Here is a 21,966-nt window from a genome sequence, read left to right on the forward strand (position 1 = left end):
TTCAAAGCCCGATCGAAACATCGCGGCCGGCACTGCGGATCGAGACTGCAAACCCGCCGATCACGTCGATCAGCGCAATCGTCATCAAGATGAAGAAGACCTGTGTTGCCGCATCCTGGACGAGAAGGAACTCGACCAGGAAAGCGATGAAGACCAGCATCGACAGCATGTGATTGACAAGGCTGCCGGATCCGTTGCGGGTGGCCTTCAATATCTCGAAGAACAGGATGACCAGCGCCACGACGATGAAGAGATCGCCGAGCGCCATGCTCCAGATCGCACCGGAGATCATCGAAAGCACCATGATGTCATGCTGGAGCGCGGGAATGCCTCCGCCACCCATCAAACCGGCCATCGTCATGTTGTAAAGAATAAACGGGATTACCATCAGCGGCATTACAGCGATCATTGAGCCATGTCCCCTATTTCGACGGGAATACTGCAGCAGATCACAGCACCACTTCAAGGCATCGGAAATACAATAATGCTCAAAAGCAAAAAGGCCGGCGTTTGAAGCCGGCCTTTTCGAATCCTGGCTGTGCCAGAATTTGGAAGCTTATGCGCTTTCCTTCGGCGTCAGAACCTGGCGGCCACGATACATACCGGTCTTCAGATCGATATGGTGCGGGCGGCGCAGTTCGCCGGAATTCTTGTCTTCCACGTAGGTCGGAGCCTTCAGGGCGTCTGCAGAACGGCGCATACCGCGCTTGGACGGGCTCGTTTTTCTCTTCGGTACAGCCATTTTACGTACTCCAATTCACAGGCAACACATTCCCGGCCAAGCTGGCGGCCGAAACGGACGTATCGCGATTTCGGAAATTTTGCGCGCTTATACATGCCCTGAAGGTGGTTGACCAGTCCCCAAACAGATTTTTTGCGATTCTCGTGAATTCAACCTCAGACCTCGTCTTTCGGCACGCTCCAGGGTTCGGCCCGGGCCGCAGCTTCCCACTTCAGCCAGGCAGGATGCGCCTTTAGCGCCGACATATAACTCAACGTATCGCTGGCAGTTACAAGGTCATAGGTATCGAAGCGGCTGACGACCGGCGCAAACATCGCGTCGGCTGCCGAAAATCCGCCAAACAGAAACGGTCCGCCCGAGCGGCCGCGCAACTCGCGAAAAATGGTTTCGATGCGCACGACATCGGCCATCACGCCATCCGCAAGTGCGATCTTGCCTCGCTCGCGCCGGATATTCATCGGACAGGCGCCTCTGAGCGCTCCGAAACCCGAAAGCATCTCCATCGAGACCGAACGCGCCACCGCGCGCTGTGCGCGATCCTTGGGCCAAAGCCCCGCCTCGGGATAAAGGTCGGAGACGTAGTCGATGATCGAGAGCGATTCCCATACCCGCAGGCTGCCATGGAGTAGAACCGGCACCCTGCCCGTGGGAGAGATTTCCCTGATGCGCGGATTGCCTGCGGGAAAATCAAAGGGGATCAGAATTTCTTCGAACGGAATGCCCGTTGCTTCCATCGCAATCCATGGCCGGAACGACCACGAGGAGTAATTCTTGTTTCCGATATAGAGGGTAAGGCGATCCATGAAGCATCCGCAAATTGATTTCGAAGCCGAATTTAGCGGCGCCCGGCTAAAGCGACCAATGAATAATTCATGCCTCAATCATAAAGACATCTGATGTAATCGCCGGAACCTTGAGCCCGGCGCTCGATGACCGAGGCAAGCGTGCGAAGGCCGCGGCGGGGCTTTGCGGCGTTCCGGTCGATCGGGTTCGGAAGAGAAACGGCCAAAAGCGCTGCCTGGCGTCGCGAGAGCTTGGAAGCCGGTACCTTGAAATGATAGCGCGCCGCCGCCTCGATGCCGTAGATACCCGGTCCCCACTCGGCGATGTTGAGATAGATCTCCATCAGCCGGCGTTTGGTCCAGACGAGGTCAGAGGCGACCGCCAGCGGCAGTTCAAGTGCCTTGCGCACAAAGGAGCGGCCATTCCACAGAAACAGGTTCTTGGCCGTCTGCATGGGGATTGTGCTGCCGCCGCGGGTCGCTTCGCCGTCGAGGGTCTCTGCGACCAGCTCCTGCATTTCACCCCAGTCGACCCCGCCGTGGAAACAGTATTGACCATCCTCGGACATCATCACGGACTGAACGAGACCCGGCGAGATGTCGTCCAAAGAGACCCATTGCCGGTCGTAGCCGCGCAGGAGCACGATGTCGCGCAGCATCAGCGTCGAGACGGGATGAATAAAAGGGATCAGATAAACAAAGATCAGAACATAGGGCAGGATCAGAAATCCGGCGGTCGCAAGGACGATGCGCGTCATGATCGACCGGCTGCGCAGCCAAGCGAACAAACGGCGATGAGCCGGCATCGCAATGCTGTCCTCTCTTTCCGGCGATATGTCCAATATGTGTAAGCCCAACACCTGTTCCCTTCGCTCTCATAGCGTTTGCTGGTCGTGAAGGCCAGATGCAAAGGAAATCTTGCTGTGATCATTGACAATTCCGTTGCAACGGCGCCACTGCTCATGCCAAAGAGCGCGCATGGTCGCGAGCTCCGAAGCCTTCGATATCCGTTTGAAGACCAACGCCCAAGAGATCGAGGCGTTGCTGGACGCGCTGCTTTCCGATGACATGCGAGAAGATGAGATAGCCCGCCCTGATAGCCTGAGGGCGGCGATGCACTATGCGGTGCTGAACGGTGGCAAGCGGCTTCGCCCGTTTCTCGTCGTGGAGAGCGCGCTGCTCCTCGGCGGAGACAAAGAGGCGGCCTTGAGAGTGGGTGCAGCACTTGAATGCATTCACTGCTATTCGCTCGTTCATGACGATCTTCCAGCGATGGACGATGACAAGCTACGACGCGGCAAACCGACAGTGCACATAGCTTTCGACGAGGCGACCGCGATCCTTGCAGGCGACAGCCTTCTGACCTACGCCTTCGACATTATCGCCGCCGACGAGACGAGACTTCCGGAACAAAGCAAGGTGGGGCTGATCCTTGCGCTTGCGCGCAGCGCTGGCCTGGGCGGAATGGCTGGCGGACAGGCACTCGATCTCGCTGCGGAAAAAAACCCACCGGATGAAAGCGGCATCGTTACATTGCAGGCTATGAAGACTGGAGCGTTAATCCGCTTTGCTTGCGAAGCAGGCGCAATGATCGCCGGCGCTTCGAGCGATGATCGCAAGCGCCTGCGCGCTTTCGGCGAAAAGATCGGCCTTGCCTTCCAGCTCGCCGACGATCTTCTTGATGTCACATCAGACGCCGCCACCATGGGCAAGGCGACTGGCAAGGACTTGGGCCGCGGCAAAGGTACCCTCGTCTCTCTGCGTGGTATCGGATGGGCCGAAACCGAGCTCCGGCGCCACGTCGAGGATGCGACACGGCTGTTGGCGCCTTACGGCGATGCCGCTGCGACGCTCGCCGCCACCGCGCATTTTGTTGCCGCTCGAAAAAGCTGACGCAGCAGCGGCAGGCGAGATACCTCTTGGCATCTAGCGGCTGATGAGCTTATTCAGCAGCGGTCTTTTGACCGAAGCGCCTTTCGATATAGTCGATGACAAGCGCCTCGAAATCCGCAGCAATGTTCGGCCCGCGCAACGTCAGCGCCTTCTTGCCATCGATGAAAACGGGAGCGGCCGGCGTCTCACCGGTGCCAGGCAGCGAAATGCCGATATCGGCATGCTTGCTTTCGCCCGGCCCGTTGACGATGCAGCCCATCACGGCGACGTTCAGGGCTTCCACGCCCGGATATTTCTCCCGCCAGACCGGCATGTTCTTGCGGATATCGTTCTGGATATTCTGCGCCAGTTCCTGGAAAACCGTCGATGTCGTGCGGCCGCAGCCGGGACAGGCGGCGACCACCGGCACGAACTGTCGGAAACCCATAACCTGCAGCAGTTCCTGTGCCACCTGCACTTCGCGTGTACGATCGCCATTCGGCTCCGGCGTCAGCGAAACGCGGATCGTATCGCCGATGCCGTACTGCAGAACGTAGCCCATGGCAGCCGACGAGGCGACGATGCCCTTGGTGCCCATTCCTGCTTCGGTGAGTCCGAGATGCAGCGCATGGTCCGAGCGCTCGGAAAGCATGGAATAGACAGCGATCAGATCCTGGACCTGGCTGACCTTGGCCGACAGGATGATGCGGTTTCGCGGCAGGCCGATTTCTTCGGCAAGGGTGGCCGAGATCAACGCCGATTGCACGATCGCCTCGCGCGTCACCTGACGTGCCGAAAGCGGCGAACCCGCCTCGGCATTCTTGTCCATCAGCGCCGTCAGCAGGTCCTGGTCGAGCGAACCCCAGTTGACGCCGATACGCACCGGCTTGTCATAGCGGACCGCTGTCTCGATGATTTCGGCGAACTGCTTGTCCTTCTTGTCCTTGAAACCGACATTGCCTGGATTGATGCGGTATTTCGCCAATGCTTCGGCGCAGGCCGGATGATCGGCAAGCAGCTTGTGGCCGATATAGTGGAAATCGCCGACGAGCGGCACATCCATGCCGAGGCGCAGGAGCCGCTCGCGAATCTTCGGAACGGCAGCAGCGCTTTCGTCACGATCGACGGTGATGCGCACGAGCTCCGACCCCGCCTTGAAGAGGGCGGCAACCTGCGCAACAGTGGAATCGATATCCGCCGTATCCGTATTTGTCATCGACTGCACGACAACCGGCGCACCGCCGCCGACGACGACGCCGCCCACGTCGACCGCGACGGAAGCGCGGCGCGGTTTCGGATCAAAATCGGTAGGTGAAGACATAGACAGAGCTCTTGAACCCTTGAATTCGTGCCTTTCAGGTGGATCATACCCGCTTTCTTGTCAACGCCCAAAGCATCACTTTTACTTGGCTGAGCTAGTGGCCGCCGCCGGAGATGCCGTCCGCGTAGCGGGCAAGCTTCGAAAAGATCAGCACCACGACCAGCAGGACGGGCAGCGCCATGAAGACGGCGCTAAAGCCGACATGCTCGGCTGCAAAGCCGATTGCAGAGGGTGCAACCAGCATGCCGGAATAGCCCATGGTGGTCACGACCGAAAGGCCGATCCCGGCCTTCAGACCAGGGACATTGCCTGCCGCGGAAAAGGCGATCGGCACCATGTTCGAAATGCCGATGCCGCAGAACGCAAAGCCGACAATGGCAAGCTCGGCATTCGGCGCAAGCGCTGCGATCAGCATGCCGGCGATGGCAAAGAGGGTGCAGACGCGCAGCGTCTTGACGCCGCCAAGCTTGTCGCGCACCAGATCGCCGGCGAAACGCATGATTGCCATCGTCAGCGAGAAGGCCGCAAACCCGAAACCGGAAAGAGCCACGGATGCATTCATTTCCTGGCGGAGATAGAGCGCACCCCAGTCGAGCACGGCACCTTCCGGAACCATCGAAAAGAGCGCCATGAGCCCAAGCAACCATGGCAGAGGCGTCATCGGCAGGCGTGTTTTTTCTTTCTTCTCATCGGGATGCGGCGGATCGGCAAGGATCATCGGCCAGGCGATCACGAGGAAAATCAACGTGAGCACGGTGGCGAGCTGCGCATGGCCAAGAACGCCGAGCTTGGCGATGACGAGGCCGCCAAGGCCCGAACCGATCAGGCCGCCAAGGCTCCAGAAGGCATGGCAGGACGACATGATCGCCCGGCGCATCGACTTCTCGACGGCAACCGCGTTGGCGTTCATCGCGACGTCCATTGCGCCGATGAACCCACCAAACAGGAAGAGCGCGATTGCGCCGGTAACAATATTCGGCGCCAGCGTCAGCGCCAGAAGAATTGGCAGTACGCAGGCCGCAGTTGCCCGCGACACCACGTGCGAGCCATGCTTGGCGATCTGCGCCCCGGCAATCGGCATCAATGTCAACGACCCAAGGCCGAACACCAGGATCATCAGCCCGAGCTGGAATTTCGTCAGCTCCAGACGCTCCGCGAAATCCGGAATCTTCGGAGCCCAGCAACCGACGACAAAGCCGTTCATCAAGAAGAGCAGCGACACCGCAACCCTACTCTTCGGCAGGAAGCCACGCCGGACCCCCTGGGCCACATTCATCGGATTATCCATTGTATTCCCGTCTCCTCCTGCAGTCGGCCCCTTAAGGATCCGACTCAAAGATTATTCATCGCGCCTTGCGCGCCTTGACAGTGCGGCAGCCCCGCTCGCGATAGGCCGCAAGCAGCGCCTCGTCGGCGTCGTGCTCCACGACGAGGCATTCGCAATGCGCGACCGGCAGGACGCCGTGCGGCGCCGCTGTACCGAATTTATCCGAGGTCACCGCAACCAGCACCTTCCGGCTTCGCGACGTCGCGAACCGCTTGAACTCCGCGTCCTCGAAACCGAATGTCGTGACGCCCGCTTCCAGATCGATGCCGCAGGCGCCGAGAATGCAAAGGTCTGGCGAGATCTGTTCCATGTCCCGCATCGCCTTGGCGCCGAGCGCGCCGCCCACCTGCCGGTCGACCATTCCGCCGATCAGGATGACATCGATGCCGCCGTTGTCTATCAGCGCTGCGGCAATTGCCGGCGCATTCGTCGCAGCCGTCAGCGTCATGTCTGATGGAAGGGCTTTGGCAATCGCCAGATTGGTGCTTCCGGCATCAAAAAACACCGTCGACCCGGGCGCAATCTGCGGCACGGCGGCTTGGGCCAGCAGTTGTTTGCGATCGAGGGCAATGCCCATCCGCTGCTTGAGGCTCCCGCCGGCAGGCGAAACCGGCAGCGCACCGCCATAGACCCGCTCACAGAGGCCGGCAGCTGCCATCTCGCGCAGATCGCGACGGATCGTATCTTCGGAAACCCCGAATTCCAGCGCGAGTTCAGCTGCAAGCACGCGGCCGTTCGCCTGAAGCTTGCCGGATATGATGTTCTGCCGCTCCTTCAACAGCATCTCGGACGTATTCATGCCTGTTTAGCTCACAATTGACGCAAGTTCCTGGAAACGTGCATAAACGTATATGAACGTGCACACAATAGGCATTGCCACACATTTCCTGACGCCTTGAAACCAGCCGCGTCAAAAGCCAGATAAATGAGAAAAATATTCGCAGTTGCCCAATTTCTTTGCAGTTTTCTACGCTTCGCCACGCTCTATTTTCTGCGATCTATCTGTCATCGAATTCCTCCCACATGGACCCGCAAAACATGAAACTCCTCAAGACCATCGCTGCCGCAGCCTTTATCTCGGCTGCTGCCTCCGTCTCCGCCCAGGCCGGCGAAAATCTCAACGCCATCAAGTCCGCAGGCGTTTTCAAGATCGGTACGGAAGGCACCTATGCGCCGTTCACCTACCATGACGAAAGCGGCAAGCTCGTGGGCTTCGACGTCGAGATCGGCGAAGCGGTTGCCGCCAAGCTCGGCGTCAAGGCCGAGTTCGTTGAAGGCAAGTGGGACGGCCTGATTGCCGGCCTCGACGCCAAGCGCTACGACACCGTCATCAACCAGGTCGGCATCACCGAAGCCCGCAAGCAGAAATACGACTTCTCCGAGCCCTATATCGCCTCCAAGGCGGTGCTCATCGCCCGTGCAGACGACGACAGCATCAAGAGCTTCGCCGACCTGAAGGGCAAGAAATCTGCCCAGTCGTTGACGAGCAACTTCGGCAAGCTCGCCGAGCAGTCCGGCGCAGAGCTCGTCGGTACCGAAGGCTTCGACCAATCGATCCAGCTCGTGCTGACCGGCCGCGCCGACGCAACGATCAATGACAGCCTCTCTTTCCTGGACTTCAAGAAGCACAAGCCGGACGCAAATGTGAAGATTGCGGCCGAGCAGGAAAACGCCGACTACTCCGGGATTATCATCCGCAAGAAAGAGCCGGAACTGCTCGAGGCGATCAACAAGGCACTGGCAGACATCAAGGCAGACGGCACCTACAAGAAGATCGCCGATAAATATTTCGGCCAGGACGTATCGAAGTAAGCGCTTCGAATGGTCGGTTTCCTGCCGCTGGCACATCCTCTATATCTGCTGAAGAGCGTCCAGCGAAAACCCGCTGGACGCCCTTTCATTAAGGAAACACACCCGTGCCGCACTGGCTTCAACTGATGGCGGAATCGCTCCCCACGCTTTTGTGGGCCGGACTGATCTTCACCATACCGCTGACCCTGCTCTCCTTCGTCTTCGGCCTGGCGCTCGGGCTGGTGACTGCCGTGGCACGCCTCTTCGGCCCGGCTCCCATCGCCTCAATCGCGCGGTTCTACGTCTGGGTCATCCGCGGCACGCCGCTGCTCGTGCAGCTCTTCGTCATCTTCTATGGCCTGCCGAGCCTCGGCATTCTGCTCGATGCTTTTCCGGCGGCTCTGATCGGCTTCACGCTGAACATCGGCGCTTACAGCTCCGAAATCATCCGGGCGGTCATCTCCTCCGTTTCGAAGGGACAATGGGAAGCTGCCTATTCGATCGGCATGAACTGGCGGCAGGCGATGAGCCGCACGATCTTGCCGCAGGCCGGTCGTGTCGCCGTGCCGCCGCTTTCAAATACCTTCATTTCATTGGTCAAGGATACGTCGCTGGCGGCAGCAATCACCGTGCCGGAGCTCTTCCAGGCTGCACAGCGCATCGTTGCGACAACTTATGAGCCGCTGATCCTTTATATCGAGGCAGCGCTGATCTACCTCGTTTTGAGCTCCGTTCTCTCAGCGCTGCAGGTACGGCTCGAGCGCCGCTTCGCGCGCTACGGTGGCATGCTGGAGGCCAATGCATGATCGAGCTTTCCAACATCGAAAAGCGCTTCGGCGATGCCATCATCCTAAAGGATATCAGCATCCGCATCCCGGAAGGCACCGTCACTGCTCTCGTGGGTCCCTCCGGCGGCGGCAAGAGCACGCTGCTTCGCTGCATCAACCTGCTTGAGATTCCAACAGCTGGCTCGATCAGGATTGGCGAAGAGACGCTGGATTTTGTGCCGGGAAGGCGGGTTGGTTGGCAAGCGATCCAGAAGATCCGCCGCCAGACTGGCATGGTCTTCCAGAATTTCCAGCTCTTCCCGCATCAAACCGCGATCGAAAACGTCATGGAAGGCCTGGTGACGGTCCTGAAATGGCCGAAAGAAAGGGCGCACGCCCGCGCTATGGAACTGCTGACCAAGGTCGATATGGCGCATAAGGCGGATGCCTGGCCCTCGACACTTTCCGGCGGCCAGCAGCAGCGCGTCGCGATCGCCCGTGCATTGGCTCCGTCACCGCGCGTCCTTCTCTGTGACGAGCCGACTTCGGCACTCGATCCCGAACTTTCGGCGGAAGTCGTCGATGTTCTCGGCCGGCTGGCCAGCGAAGGCACGACCATGGTCATGGCGACGCATGATCTGCGGCTCGCCTCGAAGATCGCCCACAACGTCGTGTTCCTGGAAGCAGGAAACGTCGTCGAAACCGGCACGGCGAAGTCCATCTTCACGGCGCCGGAACGCGAGCGCACCAAACGCTTCATCTCGACGATCAACGCCGCACATACCTACGATATCTAGACTACGCCCTAAGGCCGGGTGACCCGTTTCACAATATGCAGGTATCGAGGATTGCGTGATCTATCCTCGCACAGAGCCCCTTGAATTCATCGATCTCCGCAATGGAGTATAGGATTTCTTGGGTGATCCGTATCGTGGAGGTATCGAGCGTGTTCATCCATTCATCCATCCATTTCCACCCAATAAGTCAGGTGGTCCGCGAGCCACTCATCACGTCCATGAATCGATGGCACCTGACCGATCATACGTCGTTGGACGCGTACTATGGCGACCGGCGCTATTGAGGAACGAAAATCTAGGTAGCGAGGCATGGATGGCGCATCTTTTCCTGTCCCGCTCGGTTCAAACCCTCGAAACCGTGATTATTTTCGGCTCTGTCCACCAATAGCGGCCCTCATGCTACTTGAATAATATGCACATCACGGGCGAAAAAGGTCTGAGTGGTCTGTGCCCTTGGAGGACGCGATGACAGTTCCAACACTGGATCGTGTGTTTGGCCGTGTGGCTTTCGGGGCCGATCCGTCCAATTATCATGCTGCCCGACCGCGCTATCCTGAAGAAACATGGCAGCTGTTGCGCGAGCGTTCTGACCTTGGACCCGGCATTGATATTCTGGAGATCGGCGCTGGTACTGGGCTTGCAACGGCAGAATTGCTGGCGCACAAGCCGCGGCTGCTTGCAGCGGTTGAACCTGACATGAGGCTGGCAGACTTCCTGCGAACCTTGATCGCGGTTGACTGCTTGCGGGTGCTCGCGCTGCCATTTGAAGACGCAAATCTGGAGCCTGCCTCGTTCGACCTGGTTGCAAGTGCGACGGCTTTTCACTGGCTGGACGCTGCGCCTGCTCTGAAACGAATTCATGGATTGCTGCGACCGGGCGGCGCCGTCGCCCTTTGGTGGAACGTCTTTGGCGATGAAAGTCGGCCCGATCCCTTTCATGATGCCACCACGCATTTGTTCGTTGGCCATTGTGCCAGCCTGTCAGCGGGTGGGCCCGACAGTTCTCCTTATGCGCTTGATGCGGATGCACGAATTCGGGAGATGACGGATGCTGGGTTCATACCCGATCCTCCTGAATTTATCCGCTGGACATTGAGGCTTGATGCGTCCGGCGTGCGCAGCCTTTATGCCACCTACTCTAATGTTTCCGCCCTTGCGCCTTCGGAGCAGGCCCATCTGCTCGATGCTTTGGCCGAGATTGTTACAGGGCAGTTTGCGGGCCGCGTAGATCGCAACATGACAACTGCAATCTATACCGCCCGGCGCGCGTAGCTCCAGACAAGCGCTGCCGGTTTGGGGCGCATTTCCGGGATGAAAAGATAGGATTTCGTGCGCGATCCAGCTCCGACAGCTCAAACGCTTGTCCGCTGGAGGGCCGCTCCGAAAAATGATCTTTCGGCTACGGTTTCAAGCGTCAGATTTTCACCACTCGGTCCCGCGCCGCAGCGCTCGTTTACTTCGAGCGCGCCGCTTTCAGCGCATTGCCCCACCAGGCCAGCTGATCGAGCTGCTTGCCGGCGGCATCGATAAGGTGCTGGTAGTCGTTGAGGCTTTTACCTTCCCTGGCAACGCCGATATATTCGGGCAGAGAAATATGGACGCCCGTCTTCACCGAAGCCGCGCCCATTTCTACGAAGATCACGCGAAGCTGTTCGACGGCACGCGCAGCACCGACACCGCCATACCCAACGAAGGCAACCGGTTTGTGGATGAATTCGCCGAGGTCGATGGCATTCTTGAGCACGGCCGTCGGGCCGTGATTGTATTCGGCAACGGTGAAGATAAAGGCGTCAAACTCGCGCAGCTTCTTCTTCCAGCGCTCCGCCGTCTTGCTCTCAGCTTCCAGCGCACGTGCTTCACCGAAGAAAGCCATGGGGTAGTCGAGGAGATCGACCACCTCGACCTCAAACTCCGGCCGCTGCGCGGCAATCTCGGCAATCCACTTCGCCGGATGATCGGCAAAGCGGCCGATGCGCGTGCTTCCAACGACAACTGCAATCTTGAGGTTGTTCATTTTCGGCCCTTCCTGTCCATTACACGCAAGGGCGGCCCGGGTAGGCCACCCTAGCCCTTCGGCTTCCGGTTAGCCGGCATAGCTTACCAGCAGGTCCTTGGCGTCGATCTGGTCACCGGCCTTGACGAGCACTTCGGCAATCGTGCCGTCTTTCTCCGCGTGGATCGCCGTCTCCATCTTCATGGCCTCGATCGAGACAAGCACGTCGCCGGCGCTGACTGCCTGGCCCGGCGAAACAAAGACGCGAGAAATAACGCCCGGCATCGGCGCGCCGACATGGGCGGCATTTCCAGGCTCGGCCTTCCGGCGGGCAGCGGCGCCGGAAGCGCCATGCGCACGATCCGGCACCTTGATGCGGCGCGGCTGGCCGTTGAGCTCGAAGAACACCGTCACCATACCCTGGCTGTCCGTGCCGCTCATCGCCTGATTGACGATGACCAGCGTCTTGCCCTTTTCGATATCGGCAAAGAGTTCCTCGCCGTCCGCCAGACCGTAGAAATAGGCGGGCGTCGGCAGGACCGAGACCGGGCCATAGGTGTCGGAAGCCAGTGCAAAGTCGGTGAAGACCTTGGGATACATGAGATAGGAGGCAAATTCGAAATCATTCACCGTGCGTTCGAGTTTGGTCTCGATCTCCCGGCGCTCGGCATCGAGATCCGCTTCCTCGAGCAGAGAGCCCGGACGCACGGTATAGGGCTTCTCGCCTTTCAGCGCCTTCTTCTGCAGCGCTTCCGGCCAGCCGGACGGGGGCTGGCCGAGATCGCCCTTCAGCATCGAGACGACCGAATCCGGGAACGACACCTCCTTCTCCGGACTGACGACATCGGCAACCGTGAGGTCCTGGGAAACCATCATCAGCGCCATATCGCCGACGACCTTGGAAGACGGCGTCACCTTGACGATATCGCCGAACATCTGGTTGGCGTCGGCATAGGCCTGCGCCACCTTGTGCCACTTCGTCTCCAGCCCAAGCGAGCGGGCCTGCTCCTTGAGATTGGTGAACTGGCCACCCGGCATTTCATGCAGATAGACTTCCGATGCCGGCCCCTTGAGGTCGCTTTCGAAGGCTGCGTACTGGTTGCGCACCGCTTCCCAGTAGAAGGAGATGCGTCGGATCCATTCCGGATCGAGCCCCGGATCGCGCTCGGAACCGCGCAGCGCTTCGACGATCGAACCGAGACAGGGCTGCGAGGTGTTGCCGGAAAGCGCATCCATGGCAGCATCGACCGCGTCGACGCCTGCATCGACGGCTGCAAGCACGGTCGCAGCGGCAATGCCGGACGTATCGTGCGTATGGAAATGGATCGGCAGGCTTGTCGCGTCACGCAGGGCCTTGAAGAGCACCTTTGCAGCAGCAGGCTTCAGCAGACCAGCCATATCCTTCAGTGCAATGATGTGAGCTCCGGCCTTTTCGAGCTGAACGGCAAGGTCGGTGTAGTATTTCAGATCATATTTCGGGCGCGCCGAGTTCAGGATATCGCCGGTATAGCAGATCGCCGCTTCGCAGAGCTTGTTCTCTTCAGCGACCGCATCCATCGACACGCGCATGTTTTCGACCCAGTTCAGGCAGTCGAAGACGCGGAAGAGGTCGATGCCGCCCTTTGCGGCCTGCCGGACGAAGTATTTGACGACATTGTCCGGATAGTTCTTGTATCCGACGCCGTTGGCGCCGCGCAGCAGCATCTGCAAGAGCAGGTTCGGTGCGCCTTCACGGATCAGCGCCAGACGCTCCCATGGATCTTCCGTCAGGAAGCGCATGGAAACGTCGAAAGTCGCACCCCCCCAGCATTCGAGCGACAGCAGATTCGGTAGCGCATGGGCATAGGTCCCGGCGACGCGGGCGATGTCGTAGGTGCGCATGCGCGTCGCGAGCAGCGACTGATGGCCATCGCGCATCGTCGTATCGGTGATCAGCACGCGCTTTTCGCCTCGCATCCACTCGCCGAACTTCTTCGGGCCGAGCTTGTCGAGACGTTGTTTGGTGCCGTCCTGGACCTTGCTGCCGTTGGCATAGGGAACGACCGGCTCTGCAGCGTTTTCCAGCGGCCGCGGCCTGTCCTTGGCTTCGGGATGGCCGTTGACGGTCACGTCGGCAAGATAGGTCAAAAGCTTCGTCGCGCGGTCCTGACGCTTAACCTGCTGGAAAAGCTCCGGCGTCGAGTCGATAAACCGGGTTGTATAGCTGTTGTCCTTGAACTTCGGGTGTCCGATGATCGCTTCAAGGAAGGTGAGGTTGGTTGCCACGCCGCGAATGCGGAATTCACGCAACGCCCGGTCCATGCGAGAGATCGCCTCGAGCGGATTCGGGGCCCAGGCCGTCACCTTGACGAGCAGCGGATCGTAATAGCGGGTAATGATCGCTCCCGAATAGGACGTGCCGCCATCAAGACGAATGCCGAAACCCGAGGCCGAGCGATAGGCAGTGATGCGGCCGTAGTCCGGGATGAAGTTATGTTCCGGATCTTCCGTCGTGATGCGGCACTGCAGCGCGTGGCCGTTGAGCTTGATATCCTGCTGCTTGGGAACGCCCGATTCCGGTGTACCGATCGCGTAGCCATCAAGGATATGGATCTGTGCCTTGACGATATCGATGCCGGTCACGACTTCGGTGACCGTGTGCTCGACCTGGATGCGCGGATTGACTTCGATGAAGTAGAATTTTCCGGTATCGGAATCCATCAGATATTCGACGGTGCCGGCGCCGATATAGTTCGTCGCCTTGGCGATCTTCAGCGAATAGGCGGCGAGCTCCTGGCGCTGCGCTTCCGAAAGATAGGGTGCCGGCGCACGCTCGACGACCTTCTGGTTGCGGCGCTGGATCGAGCAGTCGCGCTCGAAGAGGTGCACGACATTGCCGTGCGTATCGCCAAGCACCTGGCTTTCGACGTGGCGGGCGCGCTCGACGAGCTTTTCGAGATAGACTTCATCCTTGCCGAAGGCGGCCATCGCCTCGCGCTTGGCTTCAGTCACCTCACGGGCAAGATCCTTCGGGTCGCGAATGGCGCGCATGCCGCGCCCGCCGCCGCCCCAGGAAGCTTTCAGCATGACCGGATAGCCAATCTCCTCGGCCATGCGGGCGACTTCCTTCATGTCGTCCGGAAGCGGATCGGTTGCCGGAACCACTGGCACGCCGACCGAGATCGCCAGATTGCGCGCGGCCACCTTGTTGCCGAGCTGGCGCATCGTATCGGCCTTCGGGCCGATAAAGGTGATGCCGGCCTTATTGCAGGCATCCACGAATTCAGGGCTCTCCGACAGCAGGCCATAACCTGGATGGATGGCATCGGCGCCGGATAGTTTGGCAACGCGGATCACTTCATCGATCGAAAGGTAGCTTTCGATCGGCCCGAGATCGCGGTCGAGATGCGGCCCGCGGCCCACCTGATAGCTTTCGTCCGCCTTGAAGCGGTGCAGCGCCAGTTTGTCCTCTTCCGCCCATATCGCGACCGTTTTTATTCCCAGCTCATTGGCCGCGCGGAACACGCGGATGGCAATTTCGGAACGATTGGCAACGAGTATCTTGGATATGGGCAATGCGCTCTCCTCACGGCATCGAAGCGGGCAATGCTGCACCCGCGAAGGAAATTCTTAACGCGCCGTTACAGAAAGTTCAATTTCCCTTGCGAAATAGAATTTCCCAAATGCGAGGGTCGCGCGCCAAATTAGGTAACGAGCCCGTGCCGGAAAGCCAGCGCCACCGCCTGCTGGCGGTTCTTGGCCTTCAGCTTGTCCTGCAGCCCATTCATATACCAATCGACCGTGTGGTTCGATATGCTGAGCAACTTGCTGATCTCCATCGAGGTCAGGCCGTCGGCCAAATAGTGCAGGATTTCGAGCTCGCGGCGCGTCGGCGGCAAATTGAGCAATGAAGCGCTTTCGAGTGCCTTCGCTTCGCCCTTGAGATCAAGCAGCCGCCAGAACGCTTTGCGGGCAACCGTTTCGAACAACGACATCTCGACCGGCGACAATTCGACAGGCCCACCGCCGACGCTTAAGTTTCCGAGCACGCCGCTCTTGCCGTGAATGGGGAAGATGTAACCGTCGCGGAGGCCGTGGGCATGGGCATCCGCCATCATCTGTTCCATTCGCCGCTGGTGCGGATCGCGGCGGTAGGCGGCAAGGCTTTCCTTCCATCGAAATGGCCTTTGCGCCTGCGCCAGATACCGGACTGTTGGATCTATGAGGACATATTTTTTTGCAACATATGTTTGCGGCCACTTCTCGGGCCAATGCCCGGCAAGTACGAGACCCCAGGGATCTTGGCTCTGCTTCAGGTGACGCAGCAATCCATAATACTCGAAGCCATAGGAATGAACGGCCCGCCGGAGTTCCTCAACGACGGTTTCGGGCTTCGTGCATTCCTCTATGACGACGAGCAATTGAACCAAAGAATGAATATTCACAAAAAGCCCCTTGCCCGGCAATGGGCGATCGGTGAAGTCCGTCGGTCGGACCACCTGAACGTGGCAACGACGGTCTTCGATTAACAAGCTGGCTTCATATAAGGTTTATGGATTGCTAAAGCTTGGTTTAAATACAAGTGGAAATTGTTGCACTCCCAATCGGTTGAGCAGCTTTGCGCTGCGGTTATCCTGTCGCATCCTGCAGAAACACCTCACCTGAATGCGCCGTTAATCGTCGGTTCAGGTGTTTTTTCATAGCATCGCGCCATTCCGTTTTTTGCAGATGCACACAAGAGGTACCGCCGTGTCGTTATTCAAGGTCTATGCAAGAGCTTTGCGCTACCTTGGCGCTTACAAGCTCCGCGTATCCCTGGTGGTCGTTGCGAACATTGTTCTGGCTGCGATCACGATCGCGGAGCCTGTTCTGTTTGGTCGCATCATCGACGCCATTTCAGGCAATGGCGAGGTCAAGCCCATTCTGTTCATGTGGGCCGGATTTGCCGTCTTCAATACGATCGCCTTCGTTCTTGTCGCCCGCGAGGCGGACAGGCTGGCCCATGGCCGGCGCGCGACTTTGCTGACGGAAGCATTTGGCCGCATCATCTCGATGCCGCTCTCCTGGCATCACCAGCGCGGCACGTCGAACGCGTTGCATACCCTGCTGCGCGCTTGCGAAACGCTCTTCGGCCTCTGGCTCGAATTCATGCGTAATCACCTCTCGACCGCCGTCGCCATTGCGCTTCTGGTCCCGACCGCCATGGCCATGGACCTGAGATTGTCCGGCGTGCTGGTCGTGCTTGGTCTTGCCTACTGGCTGATCGGCCGTCTGGTCATGAGCCGCACGAAGGACGGACAGGCTTCGGTCGAGGACCACTATCACACCGTTTTCTCGCATGTGAGCGACTCGATCAGCAACGTTTCGGTGCTGCACAGCTACAACCGCATTGAAGCTGAAACCAAGGCGCTCAAGGGCTTTGCCGACCGTCTGCTGCAGGCTCAGTACCCGGTCCTCGACTGGTGGGCCCTTGCCGGTGCTCTGAACCGAATGGCATCGACCATCGCCATGATGATCATCCTTGTGATCGGCACGCTTCTGGTGCAGGCCGGCGAACTGCGGATCGGTGACGTCATAGCCTTCATTGGCTTTGCAAACCTTTTGATCTCGCGCCTCGACCAGATGCGCCAGTTCGCCACGCAGATTTTCGAAGCCCGCGCGAAGCTTGAAGACTTCTATACGCTCGAAGACTCCGTTCGCGAGCGCGAAGAACCGGCGGGCAATGCCGACATCAAGGACGTCAAGGGCGAAGTCGAATTCCGCGACGTATCCTTCGGCTTCGGCAACTCGTCGCAGGGCCTGCACAATGTCTCCTTCTCGGTGAAGGCTGGCCAGACAGTCGCGATCGTAGGCCCGACAGGTGCGGGCAAGACGACGCTCGTCAATCTGCTGCAGCGCGTCTACGATCCGGACAGCGGCCAGATCCTGGTGGATAGCCACGACATCACCAAGGTCACCCGCAGGTCGCTGCGCCGTTATATCGCCACCGTGTTCCAGGATGCGGGTCTGCTGAACCGTTCGATCAGCGACAATATCCGCCTTGGCCGCGAAGGTGCCAGCGAAGAAGAGATGCGCCGTGCTGCCGAAGCGGCAGCCGCGGCGGACTTCATTGAGACGCGCGAGGAACAGTATGACACGCATGTCGGCGAGCGTGGCAACAGGCTCTCGGGCGGGGAGCGCCAGCGCGTGGCCATCGCCCGCGCCATCCTCAAGGATGCGCCGATCCTGGTTCTCGACGAGGCGACCAGTGCGCTCGACGTGGAGACCGAGAACCGCGTGAAGGCTGCAATCGACAACCTTCGCCAGAACCGGACCACCTTTATCATCGCGCACCGCCTCTCGACGGTTCGTGAAGCAGACAAGGTGCTCTTCCTCGACAATGGCCGGATCGTCGAACAGGGTAGTTTCGATGAACTCAGCCACAGCAACGGCCGCTTTGCAGCGCTGCTTCGCGCCAGCGGTATCCTGACGGACGAGGAAGTCCGCAAGGCTCATACGACCGAAGCTGCTTAACCAGGTTCGAAAACCAAATTGCAAGGCCGGAGGGAAAACCTTCCGGCCTTTTTTATCGGGGTTAGAAACTCGGGACGCGCTGCAAGTGAGGTCGTTGCCGACTCCCGCCGCCGCGAAGTGGAATTCGATGCTAAAATAACGCTATGGCTTTCGGGGTACTGAGCTCCTGTCCGCTACTGCCCCAGGCCTTTTGGTAACAATCGCGGACCGCCTTGAGCCAATGAACGAAATGGGGAAGGCCGAGCGGCGCGCTTCCCAGGATGGATCGTAATCGAGCCGCCATTCGCCTTCGAAAGTCATCTGTGCGACGGGGAAGGTTTCGTAGAAGATCTTTGTCATCGACCATCACCGAAGTTCGGCAGGAAGCCGAGATCATCTTCGGATGCTGCTGGGGACGCTTGGGCTGTGGTCAGGTCGCCGAGCTCAATGCCCACCGTGCGCGCGACGATCAGCGCCTTTTCGAGTTGGCAGCTCGGCTTGCCGGATTCGAGTTCGACAATGAAACGCTCGCCCGTTCCGGAACGGGTGGCAAGCTCGGTCTGGGTCCAGCCGAGGCCTTTGCGTTTTTCTCTGACGGCAGTGCCGAAATCACGTGCAGACTTGAACATCCAGCATCTCCTGTGGCGGCTTACCGTTCAGGAAGGTTCTTTAATTTTCAATGCGCTTCTTACCGATCGGGAAGTCATTCGGCAGGGAGGCGATAAAAACGTACCGATCGGAAGTTTTTACCGTGCGAAGCTGTGAGGCTGAGGCCTTCGGCCTTTGATTTGTTTGGACTTTGTTCAGTGACGGCTGACGAATTATAAATCGATATGGGCTGAGTAACCTCAGACGGGTCTCAAGGCCTTGATGCCGTGACAGCTGCGGCAGCGGACAGTTTATCGCGTCAGAGGCGACGGCGCCTTCTGCCTTGCCGCGCGCGGCTTTCGGATAAAGCGCGCAGCTGATGTCTCTCTACCAGAGCGGCTTGAACCGCAGCCTGGAAGGACAAGACGCGCTCCCGGATCTTCTCCTCGCGCAAGCCACATCGCGCAAGCTCGTCCGCCAGCAAACGGCACTCGGCTTTCCAAAACGCGACCGCCGGTTCTCCGTGCAGATCATCAAGCGTCGCGGCGCAGCGCTCGATATCGCCGGGCTGGGGGATGCTTGGAAATATCACGATTTCGCTTGCGGTCAGCGCGGCGAGAGGGGTGTCGAAAGAAGATGCCATCGAATCAATCCATGTTTCCATCAGACTGTTAGGCTTGTGTTGGTTAACGATTACCTTCTCTCGCGGAATAATGCCGTTGCTGACCGACTGAATGGACCTCAAGCCAAGGTCCCAGCAGCCGATTGTTCTGCTGGGACTTTGGCTTGGCATTGTTAGGATTGCGCGCGCTGTTGCACAGTTCCGCTCTCTTCGGCAGGAATCTGTGTACGCGACATCACGCGTCCGACCACGAGCACCAGCAGCGCGGCGGCAGCCAGGCACGCGGCAAGAAAGAACATTGGCGCAATCGTGCTTCCCGTACTGTCCTTGATCCAGGGCACGACGTTCTGGGCGACAAAGCCGCCGAGATTGCCGACGGAGTTGATTGCGGCGAGCCCGGCCGCCGCACCAGCGCCTCTCAGAAAACGTGACGGCAGGCTCCAGAAAACCGGCTGGCCGGCGAAGATGCCCGCTGCAGCGATGCACAGAAATGCGAACTGGACGCCATGGTCCGGAATAACAGCAGAAAGGACAAGGCATATGGCGCCCAGCAGTGCCGGTATGACGATGTAAGGCGTCTTCGAAGCTGCCCTGTCTGCCATCGACGGGACGATGTAAAGCGCCACCGCCACGAGGACCCAGGGTATGATGTTCAGAAAGCCGTTGGCCGTGTTGCTGACGCCGAATTCCTTGACGATGGTCGGGAGCCAATAGCTGAGGCCGTAGGCTGCAAGAGGAAAGCCGACGTAGCACAATGCCATAAGAAGTACCTTCGGATTGATGAGCGCCTTGAAGCCATTCTCCGCGTTCTTGTCCATGTCTGCATTTTCCGCCTCAATCCTGCGTTTTAGCCAGCTCTTCTCCGCATCGCTCAGGAAGTTCGCACTCTCTGGGCGATCCGAGAGGTAAAGCAGCGTGACCACGCCTGCTATGACGGCGGGAATACCCGTCGCGATGAACACCCATTGCCAGCCGGCGATACCATAAAGCCCGTCGAGATCGAGCAGCATGCCGCCCAGCGGCGCGCCGACGGCATTGGCAAGAGCGCTGAAGATCATGAACAGTCCGACCATCGTGCCGCGATAGGCGGACGGATACCAAAGTGTCAGCAGATAAAGGACGCCTGGAAAGAACCCGGCTTCGCAGGCGCCAAGAAGAAATCGGAGAATGTAGAACATCGTCGCATTCTGCGTGTAGGCCAGGGCGATCGTAACTGCGCCCCACGAGAGCAAAATACGCGCAAACCATTTGCTGGCGCCATACCGCTCGAGCAGCAGATTGCTCGGGACTTCAAACAGGAAATAACCGATGAAGAAGAGCGAGGCGCCGAGGCCGTAGGCATATTCGCTCATGCCAAGCGCGCCGACCATTTCCAGCTTGGCGAAGCTGACATTTTGGCGATCGATATAGGCGATGAGATAAAGAATGCCTAGGAACGGCATGAGCCGCCACGTGATTTTGGCAATCAGTTGCTTTTCGTCGACCATGAATTTCTCCTCGGGGCAATTGCATCTGGGCGGGGAATAGATACGGCAAGCTTGCCATCATCAATTGTCGGCCGGTGGCCGAACTGCAGGCCAAGGCCGATTGACAAAACCGGCTGGCGGTTTCGCCAGCCGGTTTTGATATCGCAAAAGAGAGAGCTATTTGTCGCTATAGAGCTTTCGGCCATCCGCGACGCGGACGGCGACGGGAACGGAAGCACCACGCCCCATCGACCTGGCCTTCACGGTACCGTCGATGCGTTTGCGCTCGAGGTGGTAGGCATAAGCGAACTGACCGGAGATGCCTGCGACGACAAAGAGCGCACCGATCATCTGGTCATGATTGGTAATGTAGAGCAGCACCTGGCCCGCCATCGCAAGGATTGTCCCTGCCACGAAGATATTCAGCGAGTGACGGCCAATGATGGTCAGCGCATGATCCGACGGACGGCGCAGGATACGAGACAGCACGGGAATATTGATAACGAGGTAGCTGAGCGCCAACACATGCAGCAGCCGCGGCAGTGACAGGAAAGTCTTGTCGAAACCGGTAAGCACAGGCGGCAAGCCAAGCGCTGCCAGTACATTGCCGAGGTCCCAGAGGTGACCGACAACCCAAGCAAAGGACAGCGCTACGTAGCCGGAAGCCAGCACGAACAAAATCGGGTGTTCCGGCAGCTTGCCACCACGCTTGACATGCATGATGCCGACGGCGCCGATCGTGAACAAGAACTGCCACGAGAGTGGATTGAGGAACCAGTAGTCGGCGATGAGCATGTTGTGCGGCGCGATCTGATAGATGCCCGCAAGCAGCCACACAGCACCCGAAACGCCAAGCGCCAGAAGCGGATGGGCCGAGTAAAGAAGCAAGATGACCGGTACCATGAGCATCAGCGCGCCGTACATCGGCAATATGTTGTTGTAGCCGATCTGGTGGCCAAGCAGAAGCAGGGCGGGTATTCCCTCCGTCAAGTTCATCAAGACGGCGAGGATATTGATTTCGACCAGCAATCCCGGCCGGTGGAACAGCCAGGCGCCGCAAATGAACAGCGCGAGCGTTATGAAGGTCGTGATCATATGGGCGAGATAGAGCGTGAAGGCGCGCTTGATCGCCTTCTTCGCCATGTCTAGTCGCCTGCCGACCTTGAAGCCGGAGCCATAGGCCAGTCCGACCGCAATGCCCGAGATCAGCACGAAGGCTTCCGCGGCGTCGGAGAAGCCAAAATTCTTCGTCGTCACATACTCGAATATCTGGCCGGGAACGTGATTGATGAAAATCGTGATGAGGGCAAGGCCACGCAGAACATCAAGCCTCGTATCGCGCGCCGGTCGCACTGCTGATTGAGGCAAGCGCTCAGCGCCGATGGCGTTTTCCGGCGTAGCCGCCATGATGGTTCTCCTGTTCCGAT

Annotated in this window: 20 protein-coding genes; 6 read left to right on the forward strand and 14 right to left on the reverse strand. The window is 59.0% G+C overall.

Translation table 11 applies throughout. The features are described from left to right. Window position 1: 1 nt before the first annotated feature. From ISN39_RS18500 to mtgA, 4 genes are all read right to left on the reverse strand, one after another. Window positions 2-409: a hypothetical protein gene (locus ISN39_RS18500; protein WP_039846462.1), complete on the reverse strand. Its 408-nt coding sequence runs from the start codon at window positions 407-409 to the stop codon at window positions 2-4. A gap of 147 nt (window positions 410-556) precedes the next feature. Continuing rightward, a complete protein-coding gene (gene rpmF / locus ISN39_RS18505; RefSeq protein WP_003543812.1) occupies window positions 557-742 on the reverse strand; it encodes a 50S ribosomal protein L32 in 186 nt (61 codons plus the stop codon). Window positions 743-897: 155 nt separating this feature from the next. Beyond that, window positions 898-1,545, reverse strand: coding sequence for a glutathione S-transferase family protein (locus tag ISN39_RS18510; protein WP_194728452.1), 648 nt, complete (start codon window positions 1,543-1,545; stop codon window positions 898-900). A 74-nt stretch (window positions 1,546-1,619) separates the two neighbouring features. Continuing rightward, entirely contained in the window at window positions 1,620-2,366 is a 747-nt protein-coding gene (gene mtgA, locus ISN39_RS18515; RefSeq protein ID WP_194730252.1) for a monofunctional biosynthetic peptidoglycan transglycosylase, read from the reverse strand. Between the two features lie 136 nt (window positions 2,367-2,502). Here mtgA and ISN39_RS18520 point away from each other — a divergent pair, with 136 nt between their 5' ends. Further along, window positions 2,503-3,417 (forward strand): polyprenyl synthetase family protein, encoded by a 915-nt coding sequence (locus tag ISN39_RS18520; protein WP_194728453.1) that lies wholly within the window; start codon window positions 2,503-2,505, stop codon window positions 3,415-3,417. 49 nt (window positions 3,418-3,466) lie between these two features. On the opposite strand, the gene ispG is transcribed toward ISN39_RS18520, so the two are convergent. From ispG to ISN39_RS18535, 3 genes are all read right to left on the reverse strand, one after another. Then, on the reverse strand, window positions 3,467-4,717 hold the full coding sequence (ispG, locus tag ISN39_RS18525) for a flavodoxin-dependent (E)-4-hydroxy-3-methylbut-2-enyl-diphosphate synthase (RefSeq protein WP_194728454.1): 1,251 nt from the start codon (window positions 4,715-4,717) through the stop codon (window positions 3,467-3,469). 94 nt (window positions 4,718-4,811) lie between these two features. Beyond that, entirely contained in the window at window positions 4,812-6,005 is a 1,194-nt protein-coding gene (locus ISN39_RS18530) for an MFS transporter (RefSeq protein ID WP_194728455.1), read from the reverse strand. Window positions 6,006-6,060: 55 nt separating this feature from the next. After that, window positions 6,061-6,843: a DeoR/GlpR family DNA-binding transcription regulator gene (locus tag ISN39_RS18535; RefSeq protein ID WP_194728456.1), complete on the reverse strand. Its 783-nt coding sequence runs from the start codon at window positions 6,841-6,843 to the stop codon at window positions 6,061-6,063. 239 nt (window positions 6,844-7,082) lie between these two features. On the opposite strand from ISN39_RS18535, the gene ISN39_RS18540 reads away from it, so the two are divergent. The 4 genes from ISN39_RS18540 (at window position 7,083) to ISN39_RS18555 (ending at window position 10,671) form a co-directional block, all read left to right on the forward strand. Next, the gene (locus ISN39_RS18540) at window positions 7,083-7,856 is read left to right on the forward strand and encodes an amino acid ABC transporter substrate-binding protein (protein WP_194728457.1); all 774 of its coding nucleotides are present in this window, start codon (window positions 7,083-7,085) and stop codon (window positions 7,854-7,856) included. Between the two features lie 104 nt (window positions 7,857-7,960). Further along, window positions 7,961-8,641: an amino acid ABC transporter permease gene (locus tag ISN39_RS18545; protein WP_074070024.1), complete on the forward strand. Its 681-nt coding sequence runs from the start codon at window positions 7,961-7,963 to the stop codon at window positions 8,639-8,641. After that, window positions 8,638-9,399, forward strand: coding sequence for an amino acid ABC transporter ATP-binding protein (locus tag ISN39_RS18550; RefSeq protein ID WP_183928966.1), 762 nt, complete (start codon window positions 8,638-8,640; stop codon window positions 9,397-9,399). The genes ISN39_RS18545 and ISN39_RS18550 overlap by 4 nt, the downstream gene beginning before the upstream one ends. Before the next feature lie 465 nt (window positions 9,400-9,864). Next, window positions 9,865-10,671, forward strand: coding sequence for a class I SAM-dependent methyltransferase (locus tag ISN39_RS18555; RefSeq protein ID WP_194728458.1), 807 nt, complete (start codon window positions 9,865-9,867; stop codon window positions 10,669-10,671). Window positions 10,672-10,852: 181 nt separating this feature from the next. Here the strand turns inward: ISN39_RS18555 and ISN39_RS18560 are convergent, their stop codons facing one another. From ISN39_RS18560 to ISN39_RS18570, 3 genes are all read right to left on the reverse strand, one after another. Next, window positions 10,853-11,413: an NAD(P)H-dependent oxidoreductase gene (locus tag ISN39_RS18560; RefSeq protein WP_194728459.1), complete on the reverse strand. Its 561-nt coding sequence runs from the start codon at window positions 11,411-11,413 to the stop codon at window positions 10,853-10,855. 69 nt (window positions 11,414-11,482) lie between these two features. After that, window positions 11,483-14,947 (reverse strand): pyruvate carboxylase, encoded by a 3,465-nt coding sequence (pyc, locus tag ISN39_RS18565; protein WP_194728460.1) that lies wholly within the window; start codon window positions 14,945-14,947, stop codon window positions 11,483-11,485. A 128-nt stretch (window positions 14,948-15,075) separates the two neighbouring features. Further along, window positions 15,076-15,816, reverse strand: coding sequence for a LuxR family transcriptional regulator (locus ISN39_RS18570; protein WP_194728461.1), 741 nt, complete (start codon window positions 15,814-15,816; stop codon window positions 15,076-15,078). A gap of 304 nt (window positions 15,817-16,120) precedes the next feature. Between ISN39_RS18570 and ISN39_RS18575 the strand changes: the two genes are divergently transcribed. Next, window positions 16,121-17,884, forward strand: a complete 1,764-nt coding sequence (locus ISN39_RS18575) for a glucan ABC transporter ATP-binding protein/ permease (RefSeq protein WP_194728462.1) — start codon at window positions 16,121-16,123, stop codon at window positions 17,882-17,884. A gap of 335 nt (window positions 17,885-18,219) precedes the next feature. On the opposite strand, the gene ISN39_RS18580 is transcribed toward ISN39_RS18575, so the two are convergent. The 4 genes from ISN39_RS18580 to opgC form a co-directional block, all read right to left on the reverse strand. Then, the gene (locus ISN39_RS18580; protein WP_194728463.1) at window positions 18,220-18,492 is read right to left on the reverse strand and encodes a helix-turn-helix domain-containing protein; all 273 of its coding nucleotides are present in this window, start codon (window positions 18,490-18,492) and stop codon (window positions 18,220-18,222) included. A gap of 278 nt (window positions 18,493-18,770) precedes the next feature. Next, window positions 18,771-19,196 carry a DUF6074 family protein gene (locus ISN39_RS18585; RefSeq protein WP_335727759.1) on the reverse strand — a complete coding sequence of 142 codons (426 nt, stop codon included), beginning with the start codon at window positions 19,194-19,196 and terminating at the stop codon, window positions 18,771-18,773. A 50-nt stretch (window positions 19,197-19,246) separates the two neighbouring features. After that, window positions 19,247-20,560 carry an MFS transporter gene (locus ISN39_RS18590; RefSeq protein WP_194728464.1) on the reverse strand — a complete coding sequence of 438 codons (1,314 nt, stop codon included), beginning with the start codon at window positions 20,558-20,560 and terminating at the stop codon, window positions 19,247-19,249. A 156-nt stretch (window positions 20,561-20,716) separates the two neighbouring features. Then, the gene (gene opgC, locus ISN39_RS18595; RefSeq protein WP_074070031.1) at window positions 20,717-21,946 is read right to left on the reverse strand and encodes an OpgC domain-containing protein; all 1,230 of its coding nucleotides are present in this window, start codon (window positions 21,944-21,946) and stop codon (window positions 20,717-20,719) included. Window positions 21,947-21,966: the final 20 nt, after the last annotated feature.

Source organism: Rhizobium sp. 007, from assembly GCF_015353075.1.
GTDB lineage: Bacteria > Pseudomonadota > Alphaproteobacteria > Rhizobiales > Rhizobiaceae > Rhizobium.